Origin of the sequence: Neptuniibacter sp. QD72_48, from assembly GCF_047778065.1 — a bacterium.
GTDB lineage: Bacteria > Pseudomonadota > Gammaproteobacteria > Pseudomonadales > Balneatricaceae > Neptuniibacter.
Genome location: NZ_CP180547.1, coordinates 1,457,838 through 1,477,942, shown reverse-complemented (window position 1 = coordinate 1,477,942; position 20,105 = coordinate 1,457,838). Strand labels below are relative to the sequence as shown.

General features: G+C 45.4%; 17 protein-coding genes. 3 read left to right on the top strand and 14 right to left on the bottom strand.

Annotated features, from left to right (window positions below; genetic code table 11):
- Positions 1-19: 19 nt before the first annotated feature.
- The 9 genes from sucD to sdhC all read right to left on the bottom strand — a co-directional run bounded on the left by sucD (position 20) and on the right by sdhC (position 11,251).
- On the bottom strand, positions 20-892 hold the full coding sequence (gene sucD, locus ACMXYX_RS06520; protein ID WP_415884193.1) for a succinate--CoA ligase subunit alpha: 873 nt from the start codon (positions 890-892) through the stop codon (positions 20-22).
- The gene (gene sucC, locus ACMXYX_RS06515; protein ID WP_415884192.1) at positions 892-2,058 is read right to left on the bottom strand and encodes an ADP-forming succinate--CoA ligase subunit beta; all 1,167 of its coding nucleotides are present in this window, start codon (positions 2,056-2,058) and stop codon (positions 892-894) included. The genes sucD and sucC overlap by 1 nt, the downstream gene beginning before the upstream one ends.
- A 148-nt stretch (positions 2,059-2,206) precedes the next feature.
- Complete coding sequence (lpdA, locus tag ACMXYX_RS06510; RefSeq protein WP_415884191.1) at positions 2,207-3,646, bottom strand: dihydrolipoyl dehydrogenase; 1,440 nt, start codon at positions 3,644-3,646, stop codon at positions 2,207-2,209.
- Positions 3,647-3,686: 40 nt separating this feature from the next.
- Positions 3,687-4,898, bottom strand: coding sequence for a 2-oxoglutarate dehydrogenase complex dihydrolipoyllysine-residue succinyltransferase (gene odhB, locus ACMXYX_RS06505; protein WP_415884190.1), 1,212 nt, complete (start codon positions 4,896-4,898; stop codon positions 3,687-3,689).
- A 58-nt stretch (positions 4,899-4,956) separates the two neighbouring features.
- The gene (locus tag ACMXYX_RS06500) at positions 4,957-7,791 is read right to left on the bottom strand and encodes a 2-oxoglutarate dehydrogenase E1 component (protein WP_415897970.1); all 2,835 of its coding nucleotides are present in this window, start codon (positions 7,789-7,791) and stop codon (positions 4,957-4,959) included.
- Positions 7,792-8,039: 248 nt separating this feature from the next.
- A complete protein-coding gene (locus tag ACMXYX_RS06495; RefSeq protein WP_415884187.1) occupies positions 8,040-8,744 on the bottom strand; it encodes a succinate dehydrogenase iron-sulfur subunit in 705 nt (234 codons plus the stop codon).
- Positions 8,745-8,756: 12 nt separating this feature from the next.
- Positions 8,757-10,529: a succinate dehydrogenase flavoprotein subunit gene (gene sdhA / locus ACMXYX_RS06490; RefSeq protein WP_415890932.1), complete on the bottom strand. Its 1,773-nt coding sequence runs from the start codon at positions 10,527-10,529 to the stop codon at positions 8,757-8,759.
- Between the two features lie 3 nt (positions 10,530-10,532).
- Entirely contained in the window at positions 10,533-10,880 is a 348-nt protein-coding gene (sdhD, locus tag ACMXYX_RS06485) for a succinate dehydrogenase, hydrophobic membrane anchor protein (RefSeq protein ID WP_415884184.1), read from the bottom strand.
- Positions 10,874-11,251, bottom strand: a complete 378-nt coding sequence (gene sdhC / locus ACMXYX_RS06480) for a succinate dehydrogenase, cytochrome b556 subunit (RefSeq protein ID WP_415884183.1) — start codon at positions 11,249-11,251, stop codon at positions 10,874-10,876. Before sdhC ends, sdhD begins: the two co-directional genes overlap by 7 nt.
- Before the next feature lie 438 nt (positions 11,252-11,689).
- On the opposite strand from sdhC, the gene gltA reads away from it, so the two are divergent.
- On the top strand, positions 11,690-12,967 hold the full coding sequence (gene gltA, locus ACMXYX_RS06475) for a citrate synthase (protein WP_415897969.1): 1,278 nt from the start codon (positions 11,690-11,692) through the stop codon (positions 12,965-12,967).
- Positions 12,968-13,028: 61 nt separating this feature from the next.
- On the opposite strand, the gene ACMXYX_RS06470 is transcribed toward gltA, so the two are convergent.
- A complete protein-coding gene (locus ACMXYX_RS06470) occupies positions 13,029-13,886 on the bottom strand; it encodes a LysR substrate-binding domain-containing protein (protein WP_415906649.1) in 858 nt (285 codons plus the stop codon).
- A 107-nt stretch (positions 13,887-13,993) separates the two neighbouring features.
- On the opposite strand from ACMXYX_RS06470, the gene ACMXYX_RS06465 reads away from it, so the two are divergent.
- The gene (locus ACMXYX_RS06465) at positions 13,994-14,488 is read left to right on the top strand and encodes a tautomerase family protein (protein ID WP_415897967.1); all 495 of its coding nucleotides are present in this window, start codon (positions 13,994-13,996) and stop codon (positions 14,486-14,488) included.
- 60 nt (positions 14,489-14,548) lie between these two features.
- Here ACMXYX_RS06465 and ACMXYX_RS06460 read toward each other — a convergent pair whose 3' ends face one another.
- The gene (locus ACMXYX_RS06460) at positions 14,549-15,757 is read right to left on the bottom strand and encodes an ammonium transporter (RefSeq protein ID WP_415897966.1); all 1,209 of its coding nucleotides are present in this window, start codon (positions 15,755-15,757) and stop codon (positions 14,549-14,551) included.
- Positions 15,758-16,009: 252 nt separating this feature from the next.
- A complete protein-coding gene (rlmKL, locus tag ACMXYX_RS06455; RefSeq protein ID WP_415884178.1) occupies positions 16,010-18,151 on the bottom strand; it encodes a bifunctional 23S rRNA (guanine(2069)-N(7))-methyltransferase RlmK/23S rRNA (guanine(2445)-N(2))-methyltransferase RlmL in 2,142 nt (713 codons plus the stop codon).
- A 309-nt stretch (positions 18,152-18,460) separates the two neighbouring features.
- Between rlmKL and rmf the strand changes: the two genes are divergently transcribed.
- Positions 18,461-18,667 (top strand): ribosome modulation factor, encoded by a 207-nt coding sequence (rmf, locus tag ACMXYX_RS06450; protein WP_415884177.1) that lies wholly within the window; start codon positions 18,461-18,463, stop codon positions 18,665-18,667.
- A gap of 45 nt (positions 18,668-18,712) precedes the next feature.
- Here rmf and ACMXYX_RS06445 read toward each other — a convergent pair whose 3' ends face one another.
- Together ACMXYX_RS06445 and ACMXYX_RS06440 are read right to left on the bottom strand one after the other, a co-directional pair.
- On the bottom strand, positions 18,713-19,738 hold the full coding sequence (locus ACMXYX_RS06445; protein WP_415884176.1) for a quinone-dependent dihydroorotate dehydrogenase: 1,026 nt from the start codon (positions 19,736-19,738) through the stop codon (positions 18,713-18,715).
- A 132-nt stretch (positions 19,739-19,870) separates the two neighbouring features.
- On the bottom strand, positions 19,871-20,092 hold the full coding sequence (locus ACMXYX_RS06440; protein ID WP_415884175.1) for a DUF2835 domain-containing protein: 222 nt from the start codon (positions 20,090-20,092) through the stop codon (positions 19,871-19,873).
- Between the last annotated feature and the right edge of the window lie 13 nt (positions 20,093-20,105).

Here is a 20,105-nt window from a genome sequence, read left to right as displayed (position 1 = left end):
TTTTTAGAGATGTTATAGCTTACCAGCCAGTAACTTCTTTTAGTGCATCGCCGATCTGAGCAAGAGAACGTACAGTCTTAACGCCTGCATCTTCAAGTGCTGCGAATTTCTCATCAGCAGTACCTTTACCACCAGAGATGATCGCACCAGCGTGACCCATACGCTTACCAGCAGGTGCAGTAACACCAGCAATGTAAGAAACAACAGGCTTAGTAACGTTTGCTTTGATGTAAGCAGCCGCTTCTTCTTCTGCAGTACCACCGATCTCACCGATCATTACAATCGCTTCAGTCTGTGGATCATTCTGGAACATTTCCAGAATATCGATGAAGTTAGAACCAGGGATTGGGTCACCACCGATACCTACACAAGTAGACTGACCGAAACCTGCATCTGTAGTCTGCTTAACAGCTTCATAAGTTAGAGTACCAGAACGGGAAACAATACCTACTTTACCTGGTAGGTGAATGTGACCTGGCATAATACCAATCTTACATTCGCCTGGAGTGATAACACCTGGGCAGTTAGGGCCGATTAGGCGTACACCTAGCTCGTCACACTTAACTTTACACTCAAGCATATCCATAACGGGGATGTGCTCAGTGATACAAACGATTAGCTTAACGCCACCGTTTGCAGCTTCTAGGATAGAATCTTTACAGAACGGAGCTGGAACGTAGATAACAGATGCATCTGCGCCAGTCGCTTCTACAGCTTCTGCAACAGTGTTGAATACAGGTAGACCTAGGTGAGTTGTACCACCTTTACCTGGAGTTACACCGCCAACCATCTGCGTACCGTACGCGATAGCTTGTTCAGAGTGGAAGGTACCTTGACCACCAGTGAAACCTTGGCAGATTACTTTGGTGTCTTTATTAATCAAAACGGACATTATTTACCCTCCGCTGCGTTTACTGCTTGCTGAGCTGCATCAGTCAAGCTAGTAGCTGCGATGATGTCTAGACCAGATTCAGCAAGAAGCTTAGAACCTAGATCAGCATTGTTACCTTCCAGACGTACAACAACTGGTACGTTTACACCTACTTCTTTAACTGCGCCGATGATACCTTCAGCAATTAGGTCACAACGTACGATACCGCCGAAGATGTTAACCAATACAGTCTTAACTTTTTCGTCAGCTAGGATTAGTTTGAACGCTTCAGTAACACGCTCTTTAGTCGCGCCACCACCAACGTCAAGGAAGTTAGCTGGGAAACCACCGTGTAGAGCAACGATGTCCATAGTACCCATCGCAAGACCAGCACCGTTAACCATGCAGCCGATAGTGCCGTCTAGAGCAACGTAGTTTAGATCCCACTCAGCAGCGTGTGCTTCACGCTCATCTTCCTGAGATGGATCGTGCATAGCTTGAAGATCTTTGTGACGGTAAACAGCGTTGCCATCGATCGCTACTTTAGCGTCTAGGCAGTGCAAGTTACCTTCATCAGTAATAACCAGAGGGTTAATCTCTAGAAGAGCCAGATCTTTTTCTTGGAACATCTGAGCTAGACCCAAGAAGATTTTTACGAACTGCTTAATCTGGTCGCCTTCTAGGCCCAGTTTAAACGCAAGATCGCGACCCTGGTAAGGCTGAGCACCCGTTAGCGGATCAACTTCAGCTTTAAGAATCTTTTCTGGAGTTTCTTCTGCAACTGTCTCGATTTCAACACCACCTTCAGTAGATGCCATGAAAACGATACGGCGAGTAGAACGGTCTACAACAGCACCAAGATATAGCTCGTTTGCAATATCTGTGCAGTCTTCAACCAAAATTTTAGAAACAGGCTGACCATTTTCGTCAGTCTGGAATGTAACTAGGTTTTTGCCCAGCCAGTTAGCTGCAAACTCTTGCGCTTCTGCAGGAGAGTCAACCAACTTAACACCGCCAGCCTTACCACGGCCGCCAGCGTGCACCTGAGTTTTAACAACCCACTTATCACCACCAATTTTTTCAGCAGCTTCAGCCGCTGCTTCTGGAGTATCTACTGCGTATCCTTTGGATACCGGCAGACCATATTCGGCAAACAGCTGTTTACCCTGGTACTCATGAAGATTCATGCTCTAACCCGTTGTGTTATCACTATATGATTTTTTCTGTATCAGGGATCTAAATACGCCCCTGTAACAGCCCTGTTGGTTCTAGCAACAAGTTTTATATACGGCTTACTCCTTGTAAGAGTAAGCCGGATCTCTCTGTGCTAATTACTTAGCGTTTTTTGCGATTCGCCATATGAATCGCGTGTCCATCAACTGCTAGCGCTGCTTCATGTACAGCCTCACTTACAGTCGGATGGGCAAATACTGTCATCTGAAGGTCTTCTGCACTTGAGCAGAATTCCATAGCGATAGCAGCTTGACCGATAAGCTCGGAAGCAATACCACCAACCATGTGAACACCCAGAATACGATCAGTTTCTTCGCAAGCGATCATCTTAACGAAACCTTCGGTATCGTTAGCAGCCATGGCACGACCGGAAGCAGCAAATGGGAATTTACCCACTTTAACTTTAACGCCTTCAGCCTTAAGCTCTTGCTCAGTTTTACCAACCCAAGCTAGTTCAGGATGCGTGTAGATGATGTTTGGAATAACGTCATAGTTAAGCTGTGCATGGTGACCAGCAATGATGTCAGCAACCATGATGCCTTCTTCAGAAGCCTTATGCGCAAGCATTGGGCCACGAACAGAATCACCAATCGCATATACACCAGGAACACCAGTCTGACATTTCTCGTCAACGAAGATGAAGCCACGCTCATCTAGAGAAACACCAGAGTCATCAGCAAGTAGACCTTGCGTCTGTGGCTTACGGCCTACAGCAACGATCAACTTATCAACAACCATTTCCTGCTCACCGTTGGCATCAGTGTATTTAACTTTCACTTCTTTGCCGTCGATGATTTCAGTGCCTGTGCAACGAGCACCAAGCTTGATGTCTAGCTTCTGTTTCTTGAACAGTTTTGCAGCTTCTTTAGCTACATCTTTATCTGCTAGCGCAAGGAAATCGTCCATTGCTTCAAGTACAGTAACTTCTGTACCTAAACGCGCCCAAACTGAGCCCATTTCCAAACCGATAACTCCGGCACCGATAACACCCAAACGTTTAGGCGTTTCATCGATATCTAGTGCGCCCGCATTATCAAGGATCAAACCTTCAGTAAGCGGCGCTGGTGGGATTTCAACCGGTACAGAACCAGACGCTAGAATCACGTTCTCAGCATCGTAAGTAGTAGAAGAACCGTCAGCTGCAGTCACTTCAACTTTCTTACCGCCGTGCAATTTGCCCATACCCTGAAGCAAAGTTACACCGTTTGCTTTAAACAGACCCGCAATACCGCCAGTTAGGTTGCCTACGATCTTGTCTTTACGAGCAACCATCGCTTTAACATCCATAGTGACATCGCCACCCGTTTGGATGCCGTGCACGTCAGCATGCTGAGCATTGTGGAACTGGTGTGTAGATTCCAGTAGAGCTTTTGAAGGAATACAACCTACGTTTAGGCATGTACCACCTAGAACTGCTGCTCCTTTATCATCAACCCACTTTTCAACACACGCAGTTTTCAGACCAAGCTGTGCTGCACGGATCGCAGCTACATAACCGCCAGGACCCGCACCTACAACAATAACGTCAAATTTATCAGACATGTTTTATCCTATCTTCACTCTGTTCTTATCAGGACTAACCTTAAACCTCTAGTAGCATACGTGCAGGATCTTCTAGAAGGTCCTTAATTGTCACTAGGAATTGTACAGCTTCCTTACCATCAATCATACGGTGATCGTATGACAGAGCGAGGTACATCATTGGCAGGATCTCAACCTGGCCGTTTACAGCCATTGGACGTTCCTGAATTTTATGCATACCTAGAATAGCAGTTTGTGGTGGGTTCAAGATTGGAGTAGACATCAAAGAACCGAATACACCACCGTTAGTGATTGTGAATGTACCGCCCTGCATGTCGTCCATACCAAGCTTACCTTCACGACCACGCTTACCGAAATCAGCGATAGTAGACTCAACGTCTGCTAGGCTCATTACATCAGTGTCACGTAGTACTGGTACCATCAAACCACGGTCAGTAGAAACAGCTACACCGATATCTTGGTAGCCATGGTAAACCATGTCATTTCCGTCGATAGACGCGTTAACTGCTGGGAATTTCTTCAGTGCTTCAGTTGCAGCTTTAACGAAGAAAGACATGAAACCAAGACGAGTACCGTTGTGAGTTTTCTCGAATAGGTCTTTGTACTGCTTACGCAGTTCCATAACCGGCTTCATGTTTACTTCATTGTAAGTAGTAAGCATTGCAGCATTTTGCTGTGCTTCAACTAGACGTTTAGCAATTGTTGCACGTAGACGAGTCATTGGAACTCGTTTCTCTACACGCTCACCTGCTGGAACGTTAACTGGTGCAGCAGCTTGTGCTGGAGCAGCAGATGCCGCAGGAGCAGGTGCTGCTGCAGGTGCTTGTGCACCATTTTTGATGAAGTTCTGAACGTCTTCTTTAGTGATACCACCATTTTTGCCAGTACCAGTAATTTGGGATGCATCTAGGCCGTTTTCGTCGATCAGCTTACGTGCGGCAGGGCCAACTTTGTCAGCATCACCTGCAGGAGCCGCAGCTTCTTCAGCAGCAGCTGGTGCAGCAGAACCTGCAGCACCCGCTTCAAACTTAGCGATCACTTCATCACTAAGAACCGTGTCGCCTTCGCCTTTTAGTACTTCAGCAATAACACCATCTTCTGGCGCTACAACTTCTAGTACAACTTTATCAGTTTCAATATCAACAATAAGCTCGTCTGCTGAGCATGCTTCACCTGGCTGTTTGTGCCAAGTTGCGATTGTGCCGTCTGCTACAGATTCTGGGAACGTCGGCGCTTTGATTTCGATGGACATGTTTTTTCCTTTATCGTTATCACCGTCAGGCGATTAATAATTGTGGTTAATCGCCTGATCAACCGTTAAGTGCATCATTAACTAGTTTTTCCTGCTGCTCAGCGTGTACAGAAATGTACCCTACTGCTGGAGCTGCAGATGCTGGACGGGCTACCCCTTCCAAATGTAACTTGCTGTCATGTTTGTGTAGAACATGACGCATATGGTGCTGCATTGAGTACCATGCGCCCTGGTTCATTGGTTCTTCTTGACACCAAACTACAGATTCTAAGTTTGTATACTCAGAGATTGCTTCTGCCAATTGTGCTTCTGGGAATGGATATAGCTGCTCGATACGAACGATTGCAACATCATCTTTTTCCAATTCAGCACGGCGGTTGTAAAGGTCGTAGTAAACCTTACCACCACACAGTACAAGACGTTTCACCTTCTTAGGCTCTAACTGATCAACTTCACCAATAACTGGCTGGAATGAACCATCTGCTAGATCTTCAAGAGTAGAAACCGCTTGTTTATGACGCAACAAACTCTTCGGAGACATAACAACTAGAGGCTTACGTAGCGGACGTACAACCTGACGACGCAGCAAGTGGAAAATCTGTGCTGGCGTAGTTGGTGTAACAACCTGAATGTTGTGCTCTGCACACAATTGTAAGTAACGCTCTAGACGCGCTGAAGAGTGCTCTGGGCCCTGACCTTCGAAACCGTGAGGCAACAACATTGTCAGACCACATAGGCGCTGCCATTTATGTTCACCAGAAGTGATGAACTGGTCAATTACTACCTGTGCACCGTTGGCGAAATCACCGAACTGAGCTTCCCAAATAACTAGCGCATTTGGCATCGTAGTCGCATAACCGTACTCAAACGCAAGTACCGCTTCTTCCGATAGGAAAGAGTCATGCAATGTTAGACGAGGCTGCTCATCGGAAAGATTATCTAATGGCAGGTAAGTTTCAGCTGTCTTCTGATCATGTAGTACCGCGTGACGGTGAGAGAACGTACCACGCCCCACATCCTGACCCGTGATACGAATTGGATGACCTTCAGCAAGGATAGTTGCATAAGCAAGAGATTCAGCCATACCCCAGTTCAATTCCATTGCACCGTGAGCCATACGCTTACGGTCATCAATGATTTTTTGAACTTGGCGCTGAACTGCGAAACCTTCAGGCGTTTCACAAATCTTATTACCTAGCTCTTGCAGCAACTTAAGATCAACTTTGGTTTCTGGGCAGTCGAATGACCACTCATGACCTAGGTAAGGCTTCCAATCTACAAACAGTTCAGAGTTTGGCTCATGTACAAGTGACTTAACAACATGCTCGCCATTCTCTAGCAGCTTACGGTACTCTTTCTCCATCGCCTTGCTTTCTTCAAGTGTAACAACACCTTCAGAAATCAACTGCTGAGCGTAAAGTTCACGCGTAGTTTTCTGCTTTTTGATCTGCGCGTACATCAACGGTTGTGTACCAGATGGTTCATCAGCTTCGTTGTGACCGCGACGACGGTAACAGAACAAGTCAATTACAACGTCTTTCTTAAATTCGTTACGGTAATCAACAGCCAGCTGTGTAACAAAACGAACTGCTTCAGGGTCATCGCCATTTACGTGGAAGATAGGCGCCTGAATCATTTTCGCAACATCGGTAGAGTACTCAGTTGAACGTGAGTCTTCTTGCTTAGATGTTGTAAAACCAACTTGGTTGTTAACTACAATATGGATTGTGCCGCCTGTTTTATATGCACGGGTCTGAGACATCTGGAATGTCTCCATTACTACACCCTGACCACAGAAAGCTTGGTCTCCGTGAATATTTACAGGAACAACAGAAGTACCATCAGCATCTTCACGACGATCCTGACGCGCGCGTACAGAACCTTCTACTACCGGAGCAGCAATCTCTAGGTGAGATGGGTTAAATGCCATAGCGATGTGAACTTCACCGCCTTCAGTTTCTACGTTAGATGAGAAACCTTGGTGGTACTTAACGTCACCAGATGTATCTACAACACGCTTCCCTTCAAATTCGTCAAACAAATCAGCTGGGTTTTTACCAAAGATATTAACAAGCGTATTTAGACGGCCACGGTGAGCCATGCCGATAACAACTTCTTTCGCACCCTGTTTACCAGCACGCTGAATTAGCGTGTTTAGGGATACGATCATTGACTCGCCACCTTCCAGACCGAAGCGCTTAGCACCGGCATAACGAGAGCCCAAGTATTTCTCAAGACCTTCAGCAGCTGTTAGGCGCTCAAGAATCATTTTCTTCTTGTTAACTTCAGCTTCTGGATGTGAGCGAACAGGCTCTAAACGAGACTGAATCCAACGCTTTTCTTGTGTATCAACGATGTGCATGTACTCTGCACCGACCGTTGTACAATACGTTTTCTTCAGATCAGCAACGATATCACGCAGCGGAGCTTCTTCAGGACCGAAGAACAGAGAACCTAGCTGGAATACAGTATCGTAATCAGCTTCAGACAGCTCATGGAAACGCAGATCAAGATCCGGTACATCTTCACGTTGCATCAAACCTAATGGATCGATGTTGGCAACCTGATGACCACGTACACGGTAAGCGTTGATCATACGCAATACACGAACCTGCTTTTTCTCATGTTCGGAACTAACCGAACTTACAGCAGTTGGCGCAGCGCGTTTTTGGTTTTTAGATAGATAGAGAAAATGTTCTCTGATAGCAGAATGCGGCACATCCTGTGTCAGATTTTCGCCAACTTTTGGTAGTCGGTCGAATTCTTCTCGCCATTCCTGAGGAACCGCATTTGGATCCATCAGGTAAGTTTCGTACAGTTCTTCAACGTATGAAAGGTTGCCACCATAAAGGTGAGCATTCTTCCACATGAGATCCATGATGCTTTCTTGCATTCTTGATCACCCTGGCTCTGGGAGCTTTTTGATTCTATCGGGATCTTCCGATAGATATCGCTCCTCTTTGAGTTACCTTCAATCCCCCGATCAAACAGCTTTAACTGTCTCGGGATTCTTATATTAAAGCTTTTGGAAGCAAGCTTTAATCATTCTTTATGCGAATATGGTAATTTTTTTACAAAAAATTCTTTTTTCTTTTTCAAACACAAAAAAGCGGTGCCAATGGCACCGCTTTTTAGGGTAGATCAGGTTGCTTGCGCTAGCAGCATGTTGCGAATCTTGCCGATCGCCTTAGTAGGATTCAATCCTTTAGGGCAAACGTTAACGCAGTTCATGATGCCATGGCAGCGGAAGACACTGAATGGGTCATCCAAATCCGCTAGACGCTCACGAGTCGCCGTATCACGACTGTCTGCCAAGAAGCGGTACGCTTGAAGCAGGCCAGAAGGACCGATGAACTTATCTGGGTTCCACCAGAAAGACGGACAAGAAGTTGAGCAGCATGCACAAAGAATACACTCGTACAGACCATCCAACTCAGCACGATCTTCCGGAGACTGCAGACGCTCAATCGCAGGCGGCGGAGTATCGTTGATCAAGAACGGCTTGATTTTCTCGTAAGCTTTGTAGAACTGAGTCATATCTACAACAAGGTCACGGATAACCGGTAGACCTGGTAGAGGACGCAGTACAAGCTTATCGTCTTTAACTACAGCAGATAACGGAGTAATACATGCAAGACCGTTAAGGCCGTTCATGTTCATACCGTCTGAACCACATACACCTTCACGACAAGAACGACGATACGCCATAGACGGATCTTTGTCCTTTAGAAGCTGTAGCAAATCCAACACCATAATGTCCTTACCACCAGGAATATCGATATGAATATCCTGCATGTAAGGAGCATCGTCTGTTTCAGGATTGTAGCGATATACACTAACCAACATGATAGAAGCTCCTTAGTAAGTACGTGTTTTAGGTGGGAATGGTTCCATTGTCTTAGGTGCAAAGTTAACTGCACGCTTACCAATGGTTTTATCCGTAGGGAAGTAGACAGAATGGCATAACCAATTCTCATCATCACGATCAGTAAAGTCGTTACGTGCGTGGGCACCACGAGATTCTTTACGCTCTTCCGCAGCGATTGCAGTCGCTTCAGCCACTTCAAACAAGTTTTCAAGCTCAAGCGCTTCAATACGCGCAGTATTAAATGCTTGGCTCTTATCTTCTAGATGAAGGTTATTGATCTTCTCGCGAATGCCTTTCAGCAATTCAAGACCTTTCTGCATACTTTCGCCGTCACGGAATACACCGAAGTAAAGCTGCATCGTGCTCTGTAGCTCTTTACGAACTTCAGATACGCTCTCACCACCCGTTGAGTTATTTAGGCGGTTCAGACGAGCCATTGCAGCTTCAATGTTCTCTTCAGTAGCACTTGCCACTTCGTAACCATCACGCATTTGCTGTTCGATCTGCATACCAGCTGCACGACCAAATACAACAAGGTCAAGCAGTGAGTTGCCACCTAGACGGTTAGCACCGTGTACAGATACACATGCAACTTCACCACAAGCGTAAAGACCGTCAACAATCTGATCTTCACCGTCTTTATTAGGAGCAATTGCCTGACCACCAATGTTAGTTGCAACACCACCCATCTGATAGTGACAAGTTGGAACAACTGGAATCGGCTTAACAACTGGGTCTGTAGCTGCGAATGTTTTAGACAGTTCACAGATACCAGGTAGACGTGAATGAAGAACCTCTTCACCCAAGTGATCCATCTTCAAGTAAACGTGATCACCATCTTCACCACAACCACGACCTTCTAGGATCTCAAGGATCATAGAACGTGCCACAACGTCACGACCTGCTAGGTCTTTAGCGTTTGGCGCGTAACGCTCCATGAAGCGCTCGCCGTCTTTGTTGATTAGGTAACCACCTTCACCACGACAACCTTCAGTTACAAGTACACCTGCACCTGCGATACCGGTTGGGTGGAACTGCCACATCTCCATATCCTGCGCCGGAACACCCGCACGCAGAGACATACCCATACCGTCACCAGTATTGATAAGAGCGTTAGTAGTAGAAGAGTAGATACGGCCAGCACCGCCTGTTGCGAGAACAGTCGCTTTAGCCTTGATGTATACAGTCTCACCTGTTTCGATGCAGATAGCGATACAGCCAACAACTGCGCCATCGTCATTCTTAACTAGGTCTACTGCGTACCACTCATTAAGGAAGGTAGTACCTGCTTTCATGTTGCCCTGGTATAGAGCATGAAGCAGTGCGTGACCAGTACGGTCTGCTGCAGCACATGTACGTGCAGCCTGACCACCTTCACCAAAATTCTTAGACTGACCACCGAAAGGACGCTGGTAGATACGGCCTGTTTCAGTACGGGAGAACGGAAGACCCATGTGGTCTAGTTCGAATACCGCCTGAGGACCTACAGAACACATGTATTCGATAGCGTCTTGGTCACCGATGTAATCAGAACCTTTAACGGTATCGTACATGTGCCAACGCCAGTCGTCGTTTGGATCAGCACTTGCGATCGCACAAGTAATACCGCCTTGAGCGGATACTGTGTGAGATCGAGTTGGGAATACTTTTGTTACACAAGCAGTGTTTAGACCACTTTGTGCAAGCTGAAGTGCAGCACGCATGCCTGCACCACCGCCACCGACAACAATCGCGTCGAAAGTAAGCGTACGTAGTTTAGACATCTTTTAAACACCCCACAAAATCTGAATGCCCCACACAACGTAGATAAACGTTAGGAGACCACATGCAGATTGAAACACGAAACGCAAACCAGTTGGCTTAATATAGTCAGTAGAAACAGACCACATACCAATCCATACGTGTGCAGCAAAGGATAGTAGCGCTAGCATTGTAAAGATGCGCATTGCAGTTCCTTCGAACAAACCAACCCACATTTCGTAAGTTAGTTCTGCGCCAAATGCTAGATAACCAATCATAAAGATTGTGTATACAGCTAGGATTACCGCGCTTACACGCTGAATCATCCAGTCATACAGGCCACTACGGCCAAAGCTAGTAATACTAGTTACCATATCCATACTCCCGAAATGAGGATTGCTGCAACAGCTAGACCCAAGGTCACTTTCGCTGCCATCTGACCACTTTCAAGTTCTTCACAGTGGCCAAAATCCATTACCAGGTGTTTGATGCCCGCGAAGAAGTGGTATAGCAATGCTGATACACTTCCCCACGCTATAAGCTTCGCGAAGAAGCCATTCTCAAACATATCAACAGCTTCATTGAAGCCCGCTTCTGATTCCAGGGACAAACCCAAAGCATACATTGCAAACACAGCACCAAAGAATAGCGCCACGCCTGTCACACGATGCAGGATGGATGTAATCGCCGGTAGCGGCATTTTGATAGTTTGAAGATCTAAATTTACAGGTCTTTTCTTATTCACGGCTCTTGTTCACACTTTTTACGGCCCCTTTGCAGGGCTCGGTTGCTCGGAAGTGTTGAAGATAAGTACCTCGCTCCTCAAGCATATCCATAATATATGAACTAATATAATAGGACATAAACTAGGGATAAACTTCGGGGCGAGAGTATAAGCATTTCACCTTGACAATACAACGCAAACACAGCGTAGTTCGCCTTTTGTCTAGGACCTTACGGCATATCAAAAGTCGTACAACCAAATGACTATTCAGCCTTAGTACCATTCCTGATAAAAATTCATCCGTTTTTGCTGCGATGCGGTAACTAACCCATTTAGTCGGATTGACAAACTTTTTTCAGTCTCTATATTGTGTGGGTCCAATTTATCGGGCCAAGACTCTTAGATCTGACTAATAAGAAAGTCAAAACAGAACTAAAACATAATGATAGGAGCCTTTTAATGGCTGATAAGAAAGCACGTTTAACAGTCGACGGTCTGGATGAAGCTATTGAGCTTCCAGTGTATTCAGGCACTCTAGGTCCAGACGTAATTGATGTGCGCCCACTGACTGGCAAAGGCCTGTTCACGTACGACCCTGGTTTTGTTTCCACAGCTGCGTGTGACTCTAGCATCACTTTCATCGATGGCGGCAAAGGCGTGCTACTGCACGGCGGTTACCCAATCGACGAGCTAGCAGAAAAATCAGACTACATGGAAGTGTGCTACCTACTATTGAACGGCGAACTGCCAAGCGCAGAGCAAAAGGCTAAATTCGTAGAAACTGTGAAGAACCACACCATGGTTCATGAGCAACTAAACCACTTCTATAACGGCTTCCGTCGTGACGCTCACCCAATGGCGATCATGTGCGGCGTGGTTGGCGCTCTTTCTTCGTTCTACCATGACTCTCTAGACATCGATAACGAACATCACCGTGAAGTTTGTGCATACCGCCTAATCGCGAAAATGCCTACTATTGCTGCGATGTGCTTCAAGTACTCGAACGGTCAACCGTTTATGTACCCACGCAACGATCTGAGCTATGCAGGCAACTTCCTGCAGATGATGTTCGGTACACCTTGCGAAGAGTATCAGGTTAACCCTGTACTTGAGAAAGCAATGGACCGCATCTTCGTACTTCACGCTGACCACGAACAGAACGCATCTACTTCTACAGTACGTCTTGCGGGCTCTTCTGGCGCCAACCCATTCGCATGTATCGCTTCTGGTATCGCTGCACTTTGGGGCCCTGCTCACGGCGGTGCTAACGAAGCTGTACTTAACATGCTTGAAGAGATCGGCGATGAGTCACGCATTGATGAATTCGTTGCTAAAGCAAAAGATCCAAACGACCCATTCCGCCTAATGGGCTTCGGTCACCGCGTATATCGCAACTTCGATCCACGCGCACGCGTAATGAAGAAGTCTTGTGACGAAGTACTGGCTGAATTAGGCCTAGAAAATGATCCTCTTCTTAAGATCGCGAAACGTCTTGAGACAATCGCTATCGAAGACGAGTACTTTGCTGCACGAAAACTATACCCGAACGTAGATTTCTATTCCGGTATTATCCTGAAAGCAATTGGTATCCCAACCAACATGTTTACAGTGATCTTTGCATTGTCTCGTACAATCGGCTGGATCTCCCACTGGAGCGAGTTCCACAGCAGCCCTAACAAAATTGGTCGTCCACGCCAGCTTTACACTGGTCCGACTCAGCGTTCATACCCTAAGTAAGACGCACCAATTACCAAAAAAGCCGCTTTATGCGGCTTTTTTATTGTCTATATTCCTCAATTTACCGAACCCCAAGCGACGCTAATCTAAACGTTTCTGCCAACTCATTCGCAACATTGATATCCCGCCTATAGCGCAACGATGTATAAATCATTGGCAATTCAGGCAAACCAAGACGCTCTCCAATCAACTCAACCCCTGGCAGAACAGCACTCCTCGGCCTCACAGTAACGCCCAAACCGCTCTTTACCGCCGCCATAAGCCCTTGATAGCTTGACGAGGTATAAACCAAGCGCCATGGAATTCCCGACTGATCCAGAGATTCAATAGAAACTCGCCTAAACTGACAAGCTTTGGAATATGACGCCATAGGTAACTCCCTACCCAACGACCAAGAGAAGCCTTCAGGACCAATCCACGCCAACGGTTCACCTCCTAAAACCTCCCCCTTCCCTGAGCCACTCAACGATAACGTGACGATAAGATCATAATCGCCCCGCTCGTACCCTAACTCCAATTCATCGCTATAACCCGTCTCTACAAACAGCCTTACCGCGGGATTCTTCCGAGCAAACCCAGCCAAGAGCTCAGGCAATACAGTTTCAGCAACACCTTGAGAGACACCTACCTTTATCTCCCCTAGCTCCCCACTACTCGCCAAGCTCGCTATCGCATCGTCCTGCAACGCCAGCATTTTCCTTGCGTAACCAACCAACATCTCCCCTTCATGCGTCAGCAGCCGCTTACGGCCGTGAGGACGGAACAGAACAGCCCCCAATTCCAGTTCTAGTTTTTTAATCTGCTGACTTACTGTGGATTGCGTCTTATGCAGGAACTCTGCCGCTCGAATAAAACCATCCCTTTCAACCACAGCAAGAAAAGTCCTCAATAATTCAGTACTTATATTGGGCTGCGCCATGCCTGCCTCTTACCAATCGCATTTTACGATCAATATAAACTATATTAATCGTTATTAATAATATAAATGAGCACGTAAGCTGGATTTAAACAGACAAGGAGAGCGTTATGCCTTACATATCAATACATGTATCCAGCGACTTGACCCAATTACAGATCAAAAACCTAGCCGAAGGTACAACAAATATCATGGCTAAAATTCTTCATAAAAAAGCAGAATTAACCGCCGTAAGTATTATAAAAATAGATAAAGAGCATTGGTTTATCGGCAATAAATTAGCCAGCAATTCGGTATCTGCCTATGTGAATGCCAAAATCAGCAAAGACACCAATACCGACAAGGAAAAGTCCGATGCACTTAGCGCATTCAATCAACTTTTGGATAACGAAATTGGGCCTCTAACACCTACCAGTTACGTAGTTTTAGATGAAGTACCCACAACAGACTGGGGCTATGACGGCTTAAGTCAGCAAGCACGAATGCTAAAAAGAACAGAATCAGGCGTAATAGATATGCAGTACTATACAGAGAAAGGAAAAAAAGAACGTTCTGATTTTATTTTTTCTAAACTACAAAAATTCAGACAAGCAATATTTAACTAAACACTACCAACAAAAAAGCCGGGCAATACCCGGCTTTTTCAATAGATCTAAAGCGACAGATTAGTTATCGCTAGTAGATTCAATCTTATGGATAGATAGGTCAGCACCGTTATACTCTTCCTCTTGAGTCAAACGTAGACCAGAAACTGCACGCACACCACCATAAACAATAACACCGCCGATCACTGCAACAGCAATACCTGCAGCCGAGCCGATTAGCTGCGACATCAAACTTACACCACCTAAACCGCCAAGTGCTTCAGTACCAAAAATACCACAAGCGATAGCACCCCAAACACCACAAACACCGTGTAGCGGCCACACACCCAACACATCATCGATCTTCCATTTGTTCTGCTGAATTGTGAACAAGAAGACAAAGATTGCACCAGCAACAGCACCTACGACAAGAGAACCCATTGGGTGCATAACATCAGAACCAGCACATACAGCAACCAAACCAGCCAACGGGCCGTTATGGATAAAACCAGGGTCGTTTTTACCAAAGATCAGAGCAGTTATAATACCGCCAACCATCGCCATTAGCGTATTAACAGCCACTAGACCAGAGATACCATCCATTGTCTGAGCAGACATTACGTTAAAGCCGAACCAACCAATACATAGAATCCAAGCACCTAACGCCAAGAAAGGGATATTAGATGGAGGGAACGCAACAAGACGACCACCTTTATAGCGACCATTTCGAATACCCAGCATGATCACAGCAACTAGCGCTAACCAGCCACCGACACCGTGCACTACCACAGAACCTGCAAAATCATGGAATGCCGCACCAAAATTAGCCTCCAACCAATCTTGGAAACCAAAGTTACCATTCCAGATAATGCCTTCGAAGAACGGATATACAAACGCCACAATAAGAGATGAGGCAATCAAGAACGGCCAGAACTTAGCACGCTCAGCAATACCACCCGATACGATCGCAGGAATTGCAGCCGCAAACGTCATTAAGAAGAAGAACTTAACTAGTTCATAACCATTATTTGCAGCTAATTCAGCAGCAGGGGAGAAGAATGTAACGCCGTAAGCAACCCAATAACCTACAAAGAAGTAAGCCATGGCAGAAAAACCAAAATCGGTCAGAATTTTAACTAACGCATTCACTTGGTTTTTGTGGCGAACCGTACCAACTTCAAGAAAAGCAAAGCCGGCATGCATGGCAAAGACCATGATCGCCCCCATCAAAATGAATAGAGTATTAGAACTCTGAATAAGCGTCTCAACTGCGCTGTTGACGTTTTCCACTTGGTGTCTCCCGTTTCTTTTTGTGCACCATATTAGAACCACAACCTAAAACTGCGCTTCATTTTGGTGCACTATTATAGTGCATATTATTCTGTGATATTGCTGCTACTATGCCAACTAGGCTTAAAAGCCCCGAAACATAGCTGCTTAAACTGCAATTCACCAAAATAGTGCTAGTAACAAATTTTTTATGCCTTAATAGTAAGCACTATATGTGCCAGATTTATTAAAGCGCACAATTTGCGAGCACAATCACTTATGACGAATACGGAAACAACAATGAATTTTAGAATTACGCTTAAAATCCGGATCCAGAGTAGATTGCGTAATCTCCTCAATCTCGAATTCTGACAACGCTTCGTAGTCCAACTTAAAGCGGCGGTAGTTATTGGAGAAGTACAACACCCCATCTGCACGTAAACAGCGCATAGCCCCTTCTATAAGGTCTACGTGGTCGCGCTGCACATCAAGCACTCCAGCCATTCGCTTAGAGTTAGAAAACGTTGGAGGGTCCATAAAAATCAGATCGTATGCTGGCCCTCTTTGCATCCGCAACCACTTTAAGCAGTCCGCCTGTGCTTGCTGATGCTCTTTTGTATCGAGGCTATTTAGATCTAAATTTCGCTTAGCCCAGTTAAGATAAGTAGCCGACATATCAACACTGGTTGTGGATTTAGCGCCACCCTTGGCAGCATGCACAGAAGCAGTGCCTGTGTAACAGAACAGGTTTAAGAAATCCTTACCAGCCGCTTCTTTCTGAATCTGATAACGAATTGCTCGATGATCCAAAAACAAACCGGTATCAAGATAATCGTGCAAGTTGACCAGCAAACGGCAACCGTGTTCGTTAATCTCTTTAAAGCGGTGAGTTTCAGAGTGCTTTTCATACTGATTAACACCCTGCTGTTTTTTACGCTGCTTTAAAATTACCTTTTCTGGAGATACCTCTAAGGTTACCGGTAACGCATTCATCACATCTTGTAGACGAGCAAATGTTTTTACCGGATCAATCTTCTTAGGTGCGGCATATTCTTGGACATGTACTTCGTCTTTGTAGATATCCACTGCAACAGAGTACTCAGGAATATCCGCATCGTAGAGACGGTAGCTCTCTATATTGTCGCGTTTAACCCACTTAGCCAGCTGCTTACGATTTTTCTTTAAACGATTAGCAAACATCTGCGCCCCTTCACTCAAAGGAGCTGGCTCACCCTCTTGACTTACTTGCTTCTCCGCTCTCTGTTCAGACACCGGATAGATAAACAAACGACTTTCAAGCGCACCGTTAAACAGTTTATATTGCTTATCTGCGCGTAGACCTGTGACCTTACAAAGATCTGGGTTAGAGGTAAAAATAGACGCAGTCCAACCTGCAAACTGCTCTTTAAGCTTATCGCCAAGGTGTCGATACAAAAACATCAACTGCTGAGTTTCACCCAAACGCTCACCATAAGGCGGGTTGGTAATCAGCAAACCTTTACCTTCAGGTAATGTATTGCGATCCAGATCTTCTAGACGGCACGTTGTAAATTCAATAAAGTCCGCCACACCTGCCCTTTCGGCATTCTGACGAGCTGCGCGCAAAACCTTGCTATCTTGATCGCTACCAATAAGGCTCGCTTCTAATGAAAGTAAACCTTTTACTTTGCGTGCCTGAGCCTCAGCAACAAGATCTTCCCAGATATCACGCTTATGACCTGTCCAACGGGAGAATCCGAAACGCTTACGCTGTAAACCTGGCGCAATATCAGCCGCCATCAACGCTGCCTCAATAAGCAACGTGCCAGAACCACACATCGGATCAAGAACTAGACCAGATTCAGAAGAACGCTCCGGCCAACCACTGCGAATCAAAATAGCAGCCGCCAAGTTTTCTTTCATTGGCGCCTCACCTGCTTTAAGACGATAAGCACGTCGGTGCAAACTATCACCCGACATATCTAACGCAACGGTAATTTTGCCGCGGTGCATACGTACATTAATTCGTAGATCAGGTGCAACTTTGTCGATACTCGGGCGAGCACCAGTTTTATCGCGAATTTGATCGACAATTGCATCCTTAACTTTTAATGCACCAAAATGGGTATTGTTGATACCACGAGTTTGACCACTAAAATCAATCAACAACGTACCCTCGCTACGCATATGATCCAGCCAGTCAATTTGCTGAACAGCCTTGTAAAGGTCATCTGCCGTTTCTGCTTCACCTTCATAAAGAGGCATAAGAACTCTGTTAGCTAAACGAGACCATAAACAGATACGGTAAGCATCTTCCAGCTCACCTTGGCATTGAACCCCTGCCACTGTTTGCTTGGTTTCGGTAACACCCAGTTGCTGCAACTCCTCTTCAAGAAGTAACTCAAGACCCTTAGGGCATGTCAGAAACAGTTTCATACGTATCTTTACTCAGCAAATATTTCACTTAATTAACAACAGGTATGAAAAAAATTCACCCTGCTGTTCAAAAACCAATTTTTTGACTAACTTTATGAATGCAATCGTTTTTTTGCACCCACACACTAACTATTTTTATTAAGCATTAATATCATGATAGTCATATTCAATCGCACTATGATCTATTTTCCGATATTTATAGAGGTCTGGCTGCAAAACTTAAAACTCGCAGACAGATTTTAAGCGGATACCATGTCTCAAGGAACCGCTGCTCTCAAAAAACTAAAACACGAAGAGAGGCTCAATTGTATGAAGAGACAAAAGCGTGATCGTACCAGCACACTTTTTAATCGAGGTTTTCAAGCAGGATTAAGCGGTAAGTCCCGGGATAACTGTCCCGTCAATACATCAGATCTCAGAAGCCATTGGATGAGCGGATGGCGCCAAGGACGCGAAGCTCACTGGAGCGGTATGGAAGGAGTATCAGCAATACAATCCGACCCAGCTCTACACTAAACAGAATTTTCAGGCTCCCCAAGGGGAGCCTTTTTATTACCCGCTCTATTCTGAAAGCTGCTTAATCGCTTTCACAGAATCCGCAACCAATGAAGGCCCACGGTAGATAAACCCAGAATAAATTTGTACCAAACTTGCACCAGCTTCGATCTTTTCTGCCGCATCAAAACCTTCAGTGATTCCGCCTACACCAATAATTGGTAATGCTCCATCGAGCTCTTGTGCCAGCGTACGGATTACTTTAGTTGATTTATTGCGTACAGGTGCACCTGACAGGCCACCTGCTTCATCTGCAAACTCAAGCCCTTCAACACCGTCACGAGATAGGGTTGTATTGGTCGCAATCACACCATCCATTTCATAAGACTTTAGAGATGCAGCAACCAGTGCAAGTTCTTCATCCGTCATGTCCGGTGCAATTTTTACCGCAATTGGAACATAGCGGTCATGGAACTTAGCTAACTTAGCTTGTTCGGATTTAAGCGCGTCCAATAAGCTGTTTAACGACTCGCCGTACTGAAGAGTACGAAGGCCTGGTGTGTTTGGAGAAGATACGTTAACGGTAATGTAAGACGCGCGTCCGTATACCTTTCGAAGACAGTATAGGTAATCGTCATTCGCCTTCTCGTTTGGAGTATCTTTGTTTTTACCAATATTGATACCCAGAACACCTTTATAAACGCTCTTATCCAGATTAGAGAGCAGCTTATCTACACCACCGTTATTAAACCCCATACGGTTGATGATCGCTTGCTGTTCAGGCAAACGGAAAATACGTGGCTTAGGATTACCATCTTGTGGACGTGGAGTTACAGTACCCACTTCAACAAAGCCGAAGCCCATTGCAGCCATACCATCTACCGCAATGCCGTTTTTATCTAGACCTGCTGCTAAACCTACGCGGTTTGGAAAATCAATTCCCATCACCTGAACAGGATCAGATAGTACTTCAGCGCCCAGAAGCTTATTTACTCCCAAAGAAGACGCAAGATTCATCGAATGAAGCGCTACGTTGTGAGAAAGTTCGGGATCAAGCTGAAACATCAAAGATCGAGTCAGTGAATACAACATAATCAGGTCCTAGAAAAAATTTTGGCCCGATTATAGGCGAGGCGAGGATGGAATAACAGCATTGAGCACTAAGAGTGACAATGTTAACTCCCAAAAGTTATAAAGAATCACAAAATTGGTGCATTTATTACACTAACTCAGTTTCTCTATTCCCTGATATTTGCCTTGATCATCAAACAAGATTTTAAACCGACCATTAATACCATCACGTAGTAGAAATGGTTTTAAGATTCTAGCGGGGAACTGTACGCTACGACCATCAAGAGATCGGGTATAAACAGTTTCCGCGACCCCTTGATACAACATTAAAAATTTTTCAGAACTAATCCGAATATCAACCAAAATTGCTTTCATACAATACTATTTA